Raw genomic sequence first — 11,068 nt, 5'->3', positions numbered from 1 at the left:
CGGTGGCATGCTGATGGGTATCAACACTCGCCTTCATCCTCCCGATGGGTGGACGCGGAACGCTGGGACCTGCGTCTGACGCCCGACGAGGTTGACGGCCTTCTTTTGAAAGGCACCACGAATGCGCCCAGCACACCGCGCCACCACCAACCTGGCGCTCACCGCCGTCGCGGCTCTCACGCTTTCGGGCTGTGCGGCTGGTACCTCATTGGAAACCGCCGGTTCCCAGGCCCCCGAGACACCAGCCCCGGCATCCACGAGGGGTCCCGCCGCTGTCACACCAAGCCCGACGGCGGGTGGAACGCAGCCGGTTCCGCCCGCGTTCCACCCTGACAGCCCGGTGACCGTCACATTTCCGGACGGCAGGCTTTCGTTCCAGCACCCGAAGGCGTGGCACGTGGAGTTTTTCCAGGCATCCGAGTCGCCGTTCGTGGGCACAGCAACGGTGTCAGATCGCGTCGGCCCGGCGAAAATTGCCGTCTACACCGGCCAAATCGCAGATGTCGTGGCCAGCAACGCTGACCGGACGGTACTGGAAACGGACCCGGTACCGGGACTTCGAGGGCATTCTGTTCCCACGCCCCATTCGTCGTTCTTTGTAGATCGCAGCGGTGGGGCCGCGAATTACCGAATGGGACTTACTGCCGGACTGCCAGTCTCGCCGGACGGGAAGGTGCAGGACGGGCTCATTATGCTCGGCGACCGCGTTGTGACCGCGGACGTGGTGTTCACGGGCCAGCCGTTCGCCAATGATGAGGAGGCGAAAGCCTGGTATTGGGGTGCGGAGGGTCAAGCTTTGAAGGCTGTGCTAATGAGCTTCTCCTACCGCTAACTGACAAATGACCCGGCAGGTTTTCTTGAAAGGTACTTCCATGCGTTTGGCACAACGTGCAATCTTCCTGCTCTCGGTGACCCTGTCAGCGGCGCTCGCCGTGACCGGCTGCCTGTCCAACACCCCGGCCGGGAACGGTAGCGCGACTACAGCCGCCGTGCCCCCGTCCGCCTCGGCGCGTGAGCCCGCCGCGGTTGCCAGTCCGCCTGCATCCATCGTTCCCGCCGCTACCTCTTCCCCCATTCCCAGAGGGCCGGTGACCTTCACGTTCGCAGATGGCCGCCTGTCCTTTGCCCACGCGGAGGGCTGGCGCGTGGAGCATGAGCAGGTTTCGGCATCCCCTGCGGTGGAGACTGCGACTCTCTACGATGCCAGCGGCAACGAGCGCATTGCCATGTACTACAGCCAGATCGGCGACGCCACAGCCGGCAATGTCTCCAGGTTCATACTCGAGACGGACCCGGTGCCCGGATTGGTCGGGGCTGCGGTTCCCACGCCCAGTTCGTCGTTCTTTGTTGATCACGCCTTTGGCACTGCTACTTACCGCATGGGGCTAACGGCGGGATCGCCGATATCGCCGGACGGGAAAGTGCAATACGGGCTCGTGATGCTCGGCGACCGCATTCTGACCGCAGATGTGCTGTTCGCAGATCAACCGTTCGCGAATGACGAGGCGGCGAAGGAGTGGTACTGGGGTGATGAAGGACGCACCCTGAAGGCTGTGCTGATGAGCTTCACGTACCGCTGACCGGCAGGGAAGGGAAGCCCTCCTTCGCATTGTCGAGGGAGGGTTTCCTCACATCCGGATTGCACCGTAGCAAAGTGTCCTTGGTCACGGAGGACGATTAAGTTACGGAACCCTTGCGTAATAGCAGCGAGGCTAGGCTAGCCTTACTTGAGTTCGCTTCATTGACTTAAGGAGTTCCGTGACTTCCCCCCTCTTCCCCGGGCCAAGCGCCACCCGCCGCACGCTGTTGAAATCAGCCGGCAAGGCAACAGCCGTTCTGGCCGCCGCGGCGCTCACCCTCTCCGCCTGCTCCACCGGCCCAGCCACTTCAAGCTCCGACTCCACAGCGTCCAGCTCCAGCAGCACCCAGTTCCCGGTAACCATCGAGCACGCCTTCGGCAAGACCACCATCGAAAAGCAGCCCACACGGGTCGCCACCGTCTCTTGGGTCAATGACGACGTCTCCATCGCCTTGGGCGTTGTACCGGTGGGCGTCCCCAAGAACGAGTGGGGCGGCAACGAGCAGGGCTCCACCCCATGGAAGGACGCCGCACTGGAGGACCTCGGCGCAGGCTTTGGCTCCGACAAGGCTCCCGCGCAGTACTCCGAGGCAGACGGCATCAACTTCACCGAGATCGCCAAGCTCACCCCGGACGTCATCCTCGCCGCCTACTCGGGCCTTACCGAGGAGGACTACAAGAAGCTCAGCGAAATCGCGCCGGTTGTGGCCCACCCCGAACTGGCCTACGGAACCTCCTGGCAGGACGCCACGTCCATCATCGGCAAGGCCCTCGGCAAGGACGCCGAAGCCACCAAGCTCATCTCGGACACCGAAGCGACCGTCAAGGAAGAAGCCGCGAAGTACCCGCAGATCCAGGGCAAGACCTTCATCTACGGTTACGCCATGCCCGCCGACCCGACGCAGACCGGCATCTACACGGCCAATGACAACCGGCCGAAGTTCCTGACCTCCATCGGAATGAAGCTTGCTCCGGTTGCCGAGGAAGCATCTGCCGGCTCCAAGGAATTCTTCGTGCCGTGGTCCGCTGAAAAGGTCAACGAGCTCGAGTCCGACGTCTTCCTTAGCTCCGTCGAAAATGCCAGCGAGGCGGAAGCCATCAAGAACGATCCGCTGCTCGGACAGATTCCGGCGGTCAAGAACGGCGCATTCGTGGCGGACGCGAACAAGAGCCTGGTCCTGGCAATCTCCGCTTCCTCCCCGCTGAGCCTGCCGTGGGCTTTGGACACGTTCCTGCCGGAGTTGGCCACCGCAGCGGATGCTGTGAAGTAAGCACCGTTTCATGGCGCACAGTACGACGACGGCGGCCCCCGGGCAGGGGGCCGCAGGCACCCCGGTGCCGGCAAAGGGACCTGACGGTCCTTCCCGCGGCCGCGCTTTCGGGGGGAAGCGCGCCGCCTGGCTGCTGGCCGCCGTCGTTGTACTGGCGCTGCTGGCCCTGGCATCCCTGGCCATCGGCGCGAGGGGACTGTCGCTCGGCACGGTGTGGCAGGCGCTCACTGCGTTTGATCCCGCCAACGGCGACCACGCTGTGGTCCACGCCCGCATCCCTCGTACCGTCCTCGGCGTCCTCGCCGGCGGCGCCCTGGGCCTGGCGGGTGCAGCCATGCAGGGTGTGGCGCGGAATCCGCTGGCTGATCCCGGCATTATGGGCGTCAACGCCGGCGCCGCCCTCGCGGTAGTGACCGGAATCTATGTGTTTGGCGTGGGCTCGCTCTCCGGGTACATCTGGTTCGCCTTCGTCGGGGCAGCAGCCGCTGCCGTCGTGGTTTACCTCGTGGCATCCCTGGGAAGGGACGGCGCCACTCCGATCAAGCTCGCGCTGGCAGGAGCCGCACTGAACGCAGGCCTTTACTCCCTGATGAACGTCATCCTGGTCTCGAGCCAGGACACCCTGGACAAGTTCCGCTTCTGGCAGGTGGGCGGGCTCGCCGGACGCGACTGGTCCGTGGTGCTGTCCGGGCTTCCATTCCTGGCCGCCGGCGCACTCATCGTCCTGCTGACCGGCCGGATCCTCAACAGTCTGGCCCTTGGCGATGACATTGCCCGCGGGCTCGGCCAGCGCGTGGGCCTGGTCCGGGGAATCACTGCCTTCGGAATCGTGCTGCTGTGTGGTTCCGCCACAGCGCTTGCGGGGCCCATCGGCTTTATTGGGCTGGTCATCCCGCACGCTGTCCGTTTCCTCACCGGGCCCGACTACCGGTGGATCCTGCCCTTCTCGCTGGTCCTGGCGCCGGTGCTGCTCCTGGGCGCCGACATCATCGGCCGCGTGGTGCTTCTTCCCGGCGAAGTCCCGGCCGGCATCATGACGGCCCTCGTCGGAGCGCCTGTCTTCGTCTGGCTCATCCACCGGGGCAAGGGGGCCGGACTGTGACACTCACCTCTAAAACCCCTGTTGACCTATCACATAACGCTGCCAAAACCGGGTCAAAGGGACCAAGGCTGATAGGGCAACGCCGGAGCAGGGCGCACCTGAACAGGACCGCCATCCTGGCAGCCGCCGTCGTGATCCTGTTCGCCGTGTCTGTCCTGCTGGGCAGCTACACGGTTACCATCCCGGACTTCTTCAAGATCCTTTTCGCGCATCTGACCGGTGGTGAAAAGATTCCCGGCGCCAGCTTCATTGTGATGGAGAACAAGCTGCCGCGGGCAGTCATCGGCACCATGATCGGCCTCGCATTCGGAATGGCAGGCGCTCTGTTCCAGACCATGCTTCGAAACCCGCTGGCCAGCCCCGATGTCATCGGCATCAGCTACGGCGCCAGTGCTGCCGCCGTAGTGGCCATAGTGATCTTCGGTGCCTCGGGTGCCGTGGTCTCGGGAGCTGCCCTCGCCGGCGCGCTCGGTGTGGCAGCCATTATCTACGCCATTTCCAGCGGTGGAGTTAGCGGAACCAGCCGCGGCGACGCTGCCGGAAACCGGCTCATCCTGGCAGGCGTAGGAATCGCGGCCGCGCTGCACGCAGTAGTCAACTTCCTGATGACCCGCGCGGACATCCGGACCGCGGCCGACGCCCTGGTCTGGCTCAACGGGTCCCTGAACGCCGCCTCCTGGGACCGCGCAGTTGTCCTTGCCCTCGCCCTCGCCGTCCTGATCCCCGCCGTGGTTGCCATCGCCGGCCCCCTGCGCATCCTGGAACTTGGCCCCGACGCCGCTGCTGGCCTGGGGATCCGGGTAGGTGCCACGCGACTGGCGCTGGTGATCATCGCAGTGTCGCTGGCAGCAGTCGCGACGGCGGCAGCAGGCCCGGTCTCGTTCGTCGCCTTCCTTGCCGGGCCCATCGCCCGGCGCTTCACCGGCAAAGCCAGCCTCCCGGCGTCGGCCCTTGTTGGTGCTGTTATCGTCCTTGCCGCGGACTACGTCGCCGCCAACCTTGCCCCCCTGCTGCTGGACGGCACGGTGCTGCCGGTGGGTGTGATCACCGGCGCGCTGGGCGCCCCGTTCCTGCTGTGGCTCCTGGTCACGGCCAACCGAAAGGATGCCTGACGTGGCAGTTCTCAACGCCAAGGACCTGACGCTGAAATACGACCAGCGTTGCGTGGTGGACGGGCTTACCGTCGAGATCCCCGAAGGCAAGGTGACCATGATCGTGGGTGCCAACGCCTGCGGGAAGTCAACCCTCCTCCGTGGCCTGTCCCGGCTCCTTAAGCCCGCGGCCGGCGTGGTGACCCTGGACGGCAAAGACATCCATTCGCGCCCGGCACGCGAACTGGCCCGCACCCTTGGCCTGCTACCGCAGCACCCCACGGCTCCTGACGGCATCGTTGTCCGCGACCTCGTGGGCCGCGGACGCTACCCGCACCAGGGCTTCTTCCGCAGCTGGAGCGGCAAGGACGATCTCGCCGTGCAGCGCGCGCTGGAAGCCACCGAGACGCTGGCCCTCGCCGAGCGGAACGTGGACGAACTCTCGGGCGGGCAGCGGCAGCGCGTCTGGATAGCCATGGCCCTCGCCCAGGAAACCGACGTCCTGCTTCTGGACGAACCCACCACGTACCTTGACCTGGCGCACCAGGTGGAGGTCCTGGACCTGGTGACGGACCTCAACCGACAACGTGGCACCACAGTGGCCATCGTCCTGCACGACCTGAACCTCGCCGCCCGATACGCGGACAACGTGATCGCCATGAAGGGCGGCGCCGTTGTTGCAGTTGGCGCGCCCAAGGAGGTGGTCACCGAGGGGCTGGTCCGCAGTGTCTTTGGCCTCGAATCCCGCGTCATCCCGGACCCCATCTCCGGAACACCCCTGATCATTCCCATCGGCCGACACCACGTCCCCGCCAACGAACTGGAGCTCGTTTCATGAAGACCCGCGACATTGCCGCAGCCTCCACCGAGCCGATGACCCTCGCTTTTGAGGTCACTGTTTCATCCGTGCAGGAACTAAGCCCGAACTTCCGTAGGATCACGTTCGGCGGGTACTCGCTGCGGGACTTCGGCGTCAACGGCGACACCCTCGACCTCCGGGTCAAACTCATGATCCCGTCCCTCGCCGCGGACGGCACAGAGCTTCCGCTGCCCGTCTTCGAGATGAGCATGTCCGGCTGGTACCGGGAATGGCTGGCCATGGACCCGGCGGTGCGCGGCTCGATGCGGACCTACACCGTCCGGCACGCCCGGCTGGACACCGTCTACCCCGAGATCGACGTCGACTTCGTGATGCACTTCGATGACCAGGGCAACGGCGGGCCCGCCGCCAACTGGGCCCTCAACGCCAAACCTGGTGATGCCCTTACCCTCATTGGCCCCAACAACCGCGCCGCACAGTGCGCCACAGCAGAGGCCTACGGCGGCATCGAATGGCGGCCCGGGCTGGCACAGCGTGTCCTGCTCGCCGGCGACGAGACAGCCATCCCCGCCATCTCCGCCATTCTTGAAAGCCTGCCCGACTACATGACCGGCCACGCCTTCCTGGAGGTCCCCGAAGCAGGCGACTTCCTCGAACTCTCCTCGCCCGCCGACATCGAGATCACCTGGCTGGCGCGGGGGGCCGCGATCGGACGGTCCCGGCCGAACGGGGAACTGCTCCAGGAAGCGGTGCGCAAGGCAGTCCCGGTGCCCGGCTGGGTAGGAATCAAGGCGGCCGACGGCGGCGCAGGCCCCGAGCCGGAGGACGTCAACGTGGACGTTGACATCCTCTGGGAGACTCCCCAGCGGATGGAGACCGCCGAAATCCAGGCCACAAAAAATCCCGACATGCCCGCAGGCGCCATGCCTTTCTACGCCTGGATTGCGGGCGAAGCCGCCGTCATCAAGGACATGCGGCGGTACCTTGTCCGGGACGTTGGGATCGACCGGAAGCAGGTTGCTTTCATGGGGTACTGGCGTCAGGGCAAGGCCGAGGGGTAAGTCTTCCCGGCTTGGGTGGCCGGTTGCGTTATTTTGCCGTCGCTTAGACACCTACGCTTTACCTCGGCTTTCCCTGCGCGCTTCTTGTTCGGGCTAGGTTGAATCCGTGCGTCCTGAACCTTTGCTTCCTGAGTCTGGGCGGCGGGTTTTTGTTGCCTTGGGCGACTCTTTTACTGAGGGGGTTGGGGACCGGGACGAGCGGTTGCCCAATGGTGTGCGGGGCTGGGCGGACCGGGTGGCGGAAAAACTGGCCAAGGCCCAGCCGGGATGGCGGTATGCCAATCTCGCTATCAGGAGCAAACGGCTCCGGCATGTGATCGGCGAGCAGCTGGAGCCGGCGCTGGGCATGCGGCCCACCCTGGTCACGATCTACGCAGGCGGCAACGACATCCTGGACGTGAAGACCGACATGTCAGCGCTGATGGCCGACTACGAAGGGCTCGTGGCGCAGCTCGCGGAAACAGGTGCCACGCTGGTGCTGTTCACCGGCTTCGACGTGAAAGTTTCGGCGCTCCTGGAGCCGTTGAAGAAGCGCAACAACTTCTACAACGAACAGGTGCGGGCCATCGCAGCCAAATACGGCGCCGTGCTCGTGGACTACTGGTGCCTGGACGCGTTCCACGACCGCCGGATGTGGGACTCGGACCGCCTCCACATGTCCAAGGCCGGACACAAGTACTTGGCCGGCCAGGTGCTGGACCAGCTGGGAGTGCCGCACAAGATCCGGCTGAAAGACTGGGAACCGCCGGCGAAGCTCAGCCTGCGGGAGTGGGAACAGCGCCAGCGCCGCTGGATCCACGACTGGGTCCTGCCGCTGTTCGGCCGGAAATTGCGCGGCGTCACGTTGGGTGACCAGCTCACCCCGCGGTGGCCGGAACCAGTCAAGGTGCCGCGAAAAGGCGGCCTGAAAAAGGTTGCCGCAAAATCGCCGGCGGGGAGTGCCGGGTCCTAGCTGTCCAGCAGGTTCTCAAAACCCGATGCAACCCTCGCAGCGTGGAACTCTACAACCTCGAAGTCGGCAACACCGTTGGAGTAGAACGGGTCCTGGGCCAAACTGGCGTCAAGGGTGGCGCGGTCGGCCCGGGAGAGCAACATACCGCCCGTCCGCGGAACCTTGCGCCCCGCGGCGATGAACACGCCGTCGTCGAAAGCCTTCTTTAGCCAGGCGACGTGCGCATCGTTGTGGAAGTCCACGATGTCCTGGGGAACCCGGTAGGTCAGGGTGACAACATACATGCGCCCAGCCTACCGGTGGCACCGCTGCTACTTGAAGGATCAACCGCCTACTTCTCGTAGAATGGGCACATGACCGAACCCCGCTGGCTCTCCGCCGACGAACGCCGTGCCTGGCTGGCCCTGGTAAGCATCAATACGCTCCTGCCGGCGGCCCTTGATACCAAGCTCCACGCAGCGGGGAAACTGTCCCTTTTCGACTACACCGTCCTGGCCATGCTGTCCGAGGCGGAAGAGCGGTTCCTGCCGATGAGCGAGCTTGCCGCGCGCAGCAGCGCATCCTTGTCGCGGCTTTCGCATGTGGTGACCAAACTGCAGAAGCGCGGCTGGGTGGAACGCCGCCCACACCCCCACGATGCCCGCGTCACCACGGCCCACCTCACCGAAGAAGGCATGGCCACCATCGTTGGACTCGCGCCGGGTCACGTTGAGACCGTTCGGGACCTGTTCTTGGACGCCCTGACCGAGCAGGACGTGTTGGATCTGGCGCGCATCGGTGAAAAGGTCGTGGGCCGGTTGGACTCCGACCATTGGATCCTGCGGGAAGGCTAGGCACAGTCCCGGTTGGTTTGCTCCCAGCAACTGATGGCAAACTGGCCGAATGGATTTCACTACCCGGTTCGTGGCCCTTGGTGACTCTTTCACCGAAGGCGTGGGCGACGACGATCACACCCGTCCGAACGGTGTCCGCGGCTGGGCGGACCGCGTGGCTGAGCAGCTGGGCGCCGTTGATCCCGGCTTCGGGTACGCGAATCTCGCCATCCGCGGAAGGAAACTCCGTCAGATCATGGCTGAGCAGGTGGACGCCGCCGTCGAACTTCAACCTACTTTGGTGAGCATTTACGCGGGCGCCAACGACATCCTCCGGCCAAGGATCGACATCGACGAGCTTCTGGTGGAGTACAACAACGCCATCGCCAAACTGCGCGCCACCGGCGCCACTGTGCTCATGTTCACCGGCTTCGACTCCAGGGGATCCAAAGTCTTCAGCACCACCCGTGGGCGCACGGCCATCTACAACGAACTGGTACGCGGTATCGCCGGAGACCACGGTGCTTTGCTGGTGGACTACTGGCGCTTCAGCGAGTACTACGACTGGGGCATGTGGGCGCAGGACAGGATGCACATGTCCGCCGCGGGGCACGCCAACATGGCCAAGCGTGTGCTGGACGTCCTGGAACATGACCACTCCCTTGAGGTTCCGCCGATGACACCTGTGCCTGAGCTCAGCAGGGTGGACGCCGTCCGCGCGAACGCCCGCTGGGTGCGGGAGTTCGCCGGCCCGTGGGTTGTCCGCCGGGTCACCGGGAAGTCCTCGGGCGACGGCCTGAAGCCGAGGTACCCCCAGCTCACGCGGCTCTAATCGCGGAGCCGCCTTATACACCCTCCGAGGCCGGATTGGTCTTTAATTGCGTGAACTCGTAGACTTGGTAGGCGCTAAGTGCGCGGAGCGTGCGCAATTGCTCCGGTTGCCCGGTAATTTCTCCAAGGCGGCCGGTAGTTAGGGGCTCAAGTTGCGTGACTAACCGTTGCCCTTCTCTTATTTTGGGTCGCCCTTAGCAGCATGGTCCAGCAGCAGATATGCGGATCATTACTTTCAATTCTTGAGGAGAAGTCATGGCAGCACACTGCCAAGTGACCGGAGCCGAGCCGGGCTTTGGGCACAGCATTTCGCACTCGCACCGCCGCAACAAGCGTCGGTTCGATCCGAACATTCAGAAGAAGCGCTACTGGGTTCCGTCCCTGCGCCGTAATGTCACGCTGCAGGTTTCTGCAAAGGGCATCAAGACCATCGACGTACGCGGCATCGACGTTGTCGTCGCCAGCATTCTCGCTCGTGGGGTGAAGCTCTAGTGGCTAAGGACAAGGACGTACGTCCGATCATCAAGCTCAAGTCGACTGCGGGCACGGGTTACACCTACGTAACCCGCAAGAACCGTCGTAACGATCCGGACCGTATGGTCCTGAAGAAGTACGACCCCAAGATCCGCCAGCACGTCGAATTCCGAGAGGAGCGCTAAACATGGCTAAGAAGTCCAAGATTGCTCGCAACGAGCAGCGCAAGGTCATCGTTGAGCGTTACGCAGCAAAGCGCCTCGAGCTGAAGAAGACCCTGGTTGACGAAAACGCAACCGACGAAGCACGCGAAGCAGCCCGCCTGGGCCTGCAGAAGCTGCCCCGCAACGCGTCCCCGATCCGTCTGCGTAACCGCGACATCATCGACGGCCGTCCCCGCGGTACCTTCCAGAAGTTCGGCATCTCCCGTGTTCGCTTCCGCGACATGGCTCACCGCGGTGAGCTTCCGGGCATCACCAAGTCTTCCTGGTAATCCAGCCCTGCTGATACCAACTGCTTGAGAAAGGGCCGGCAACCTCACGGTTGCCGGCCCTTTCTGCGTTTAAGGCCGCCGGTTGTGCCAGCCGCCGTGAGCCAGCTTGTGATCGTTGATTGCGCCTGTCGACATCCGGGTGTCGCAACGCACAGTAGGAAAGTCCGACGGCGGATGCTTGGCTTGGGCGCCCACGGCCGCTTTTGCCGCGGGATGGCGCGGAACAGGACCACGTGAAAGGGGATTTGCGGAGGGGCCGGAGGAGGTGTATTGTTTTCTAAGTCGCCGCGAGGGAGACAGCGAAGAGCTGGTTACCCCGGGCGGCCAAAACCCCCAAATCAATACCAAATTCTGGTAGGGCTTTCGAGCGCTTCCTGATGAGGTGGAGACGACCTCCCGCCGATGGAAATCCTGAAACACGGATTTGATTCGGAGTGTAGGTTCGGGTAAGTTTGGAAAGTTGCTCCGGAGCGATTCATGACTGTGATGTTGTGGTGGTGCCGGGTGTGTCTGTTGTTTGAGAACTCAATAGTGTGCCAAGTTTGTTGATACCAATTGTTTTAGTGATTGGTTGAATTGACT

Annotated in this window: 14 protein-coding genes; 13 read left to right on the top strand and 1 reads right to left on the bottom strand. The window is 64.0% G+C overall.

Features of this window, described 5'->3' with window-relative positions; all coding sequences use genetic code 11:
• Positions 1 to 121: 121 nt before the first annotated feature.
• From CXQ88_RS08300 to CXQ88_RS08265, 8 genes are all read left to right on the top strand, one after another.
• Positions 122 to 832 (top strand): hypothetical protein, encoded by a 711-nt coding sequence (locus CXQ88_RS08300; protein WP_104043702.1) that lies wholly within the window; start codon positions 122 to 124, stop codon positions 830 to 832.
• Positions 833 to 872: 40 nt separating this feature from the next.
• Positions 873 to 1,580, top strand: coding sequence for a hypothetical protein (locus tag CXQ88_RS08295; protein ID WP_104043876.1), 708 nt, complete (start codon positions 873 to 875; stop codon positions 1,578 to 1,580).
• 178 nt (positions 1,581 to 1,758) lie between these two features.
• Positions 1,759 to 2,850 carry an iron-siderophore ABC transporter substrate-binding protein gene (locus CXQ88_RS08290; RefSeq protein WP_104043701.1) on the top strand — a complete coding sequence of 364 codons (1,092 nt, stop codon included), beginning with the start codon at positions 1,759 to 1,761 and terminating at the stop codon, positions 2,848 to 2,850.
• Positions 2,851 to 2,860: 10 nt separating this feature from the next.
• Positions 2,861 to 3,952: a FecCD family ABC transporter permease gene (locus CXQ88_RS08285; protein ID WP_104043700.1), complete on the top strand. Its 1,092-nt coding sequence runs from the start codon at positions 2,861 to 2,863 to the stop codon at positions 3,950 to 3,952.
• The gene (locus CXQ88_RS08280) at positions 3,949 to 5,064 is read left to right on the top strand and encodes a FecCD family ABC transporter permease (protein WP_373637729.1); all 1,116 of its coding nucleotides are present in this window, start codon (positions 3,949 to 3,951) and stop codon (positions 5,062 to 5,064) included. The genes CXQ88_RS08285 and CXQ88_RS08280 overlap by 4 nt, the downstream gene beginning before the upstream one ends.
• 1 nt (position 5,065) lies before the next feature.
• On the top strand, positions 5,066 to 5,881 hold the full coding sequence (locus tag CXQ88_RS08275; RefSeq protein WP_104043699.1) for an ABC transporter ATP-binding protein: 816 nt from the start codon (positions 5,066 to 5,068) through the stop codon (positions 5,879 to 5,881).
• Complete coding sequence (locus tag CXQ88_RS08270) at positions 5,878 to 6,924, top strand: siderophore-interacting protein (RefSeq protein ID WP_104043698.1); 1,047 nt, start codon at positions 5,878 to 5,880, stop codon at positions 6,922 to 6,924. Before CXQ88_RS08275 ends, CXQ88_RS08270 begins: the two co-directional genes overlap by 4 nt.
• A 106-nt stretch (positions 6,925 to 7,030) precedes the next feature.
• Complete coding sequence (locus CXQ88_RS08265) at positions 7,031 to 7,876, top strand: SGNH/GDSL hydrolase family protein (protein ID WP_104043697.1); 846 nt, start codon at positions 7,031 to 7,033, stop codon at positions 7,874 to 7,876.
• Here the strand turns inward: CXQ88_RS08265 and CXQ88_RS08260 are convergent.
• Positions 7,873 to 8,160, bottom strand: a complete 288-nt coding sequence (locus tag CXQ88_RS08260) for a YciI family protein (protein ID WP_104043696.1) — start codon at positions 8,158 to 8,160, stop codon at positions 7,873 to 7,875. The genes CXQ88_RS08265 and CXQ88_RS08260 overlap by 4 nt on opposite strands.
• Before the next feature lie 69 nt (positions 8,161 to 8,229).
• Between CXQ88_RS08260 and CXQ88_RS08255 the strand changes: the two genes are divergently transcribed.
• The 5 genes from CXQ88_RS08255 to rpsN all read left to right on the top strand — a co-directional run bounded on the left by CXQ88_RS08255 (position 8,230) and on the right by rpsN (position 10,486).
• Complete coding sequence (locus CXQ88_RS08255) at positions 8,230 to 8,709, top strand: MarR family winged helix-turn-helix transcriptional regulator (RefSeq protein WP_104043695.1); 480 nt, start codon at positions 8,230 to 8,232, stop codon at positions 8,707 to 8,709.
• Between the two features lie 49 nt (positions 8,710 to 8,758).
• On the top strand, positions 8,759 to 9,520 hold the full coding sequence (locus tag CXQ88_RS08250) for an SGNH/GDSL hydrolase family protein (protein WP_104043694.1): 762 nt from the start codon (positions 8,759 to 8,761) through the stop codon (positions 9,518 to 9,520).
• A 254-nt stretch (positions 9,521 to 9,774) separates the two neighbouring features.
• Entirely contained in the window at positions 9,775 to 10,011 is a 237-nt protein-coding gene (gene rpmB, locus CXQ88_RS08245) for a 50S ribosomal protein L28 (RefSeq protein WP_104043693.1), read from the top strand.
• The gene (rpmG, locus tag CXQ88_RS08240) at positions 10,011 to 10,178 is read left to right on the top strand and encodes a 50S ribosomal protein L33 (protein WP_013602737.1); all 168 of its coding nucleotides are present in this window, start codon (positions 10,011 to 10,013) and stop codon (positions 10,176 to 10,178) included. The genes rpmB and rpmG overlap by 1 nt, the downstream gene beginning before the upstream one ends.
• Positions 10,179 to 10,180: 2 nt before the next feature.
• Positions 10,181 to 10,486 (top strand): 30S ribosomal protein S14, encoded by a 306-nt coding sequence (gene rpsN, locus CXQ88_RS08235; protein ID WP_015938870.1) that lies wholly within the window; start codon positions 10,181 to 10,183, stop codon positions 10,484 to 10,486.
• Positions 10,487 to 11,068: the final 582 nt, after the last annotated feature.

The sequence above is a fragment of the Arthrobacter sp. ZGTC412 genome, assembly GCF_002929215.1.
GTDB lineage: Bacteria > Actinomycetota > Actinomycetes > Actinomycetales > Micrococcaceae > Arthrobacter.
The sequence above is the reverse complement of the archived record's forward strand: the minus strand, read 5'-3'. Positions and strand labels throughout refer to the sequence as shown.

Coding starts and splice junctions, on each gene's coding strand:
- CXQ88_RS08255 (WP_104043695.1), top strand. CDS start 8,230: ATGACCGAACCCCGCTGGCTCTCCGCCGACGAACGCCGTGCCTGGCTG.
- rpsN (WP_015938870.1), top strand. CDS start 10,181: ATGGCTAAGAAGTCCAAGATTGCTCGCAACGAGCAGCGCAAGGTCATC.
- CXQ88_RS08285 (WP_104043700.1), top strand. CDS start 2,861: ATGGCGCACAGTACGACGACGGCGGCCCCCGGGCAGGGGGCCGCAGGC.
- CXQ88_RS08250 (WP_104043694.1), top strand. CDS start 8,759: ATGGATTTCACTACCCGGTTCGTGGCCCTTGGTGACTCTTTCACCGAA.
- CXQ88_RS08270 (WP_104043698.1), top strand. CDS start 5,878: ATGAAGACCCGCGACATTGCCGCAGCCTCCACCGAGCCGATGACCCTC.
- rpmB (WP_104043693.1), top strand. CDS start 9,775: ATGGCAGCACACTGCCAAGTGACCGGAGCCGAGCCGGGCTTTGGGCAC.
- CXQ88_RS08300 (WP_104043702.1), top strand. CDS start 122: ATGCGCCCAGCACACCGCGCCACCACCAACCTGGCGCTCACCGCCGTC.
- CXQ88_RS08295 (WP_104043876.1), top strand. CDS start 873: ATGCGTTTGGCACAACGTGCAATCTTCCTGCTCTCGGTGACCCTGTCA.
- CXQ88_RS08260 (WP_104043696.1), bottom strand. CDS start 8,160: ATGTATGTTGTCACCCTGACCTACCGGGTTCCCCAGGACATCGTGGAC.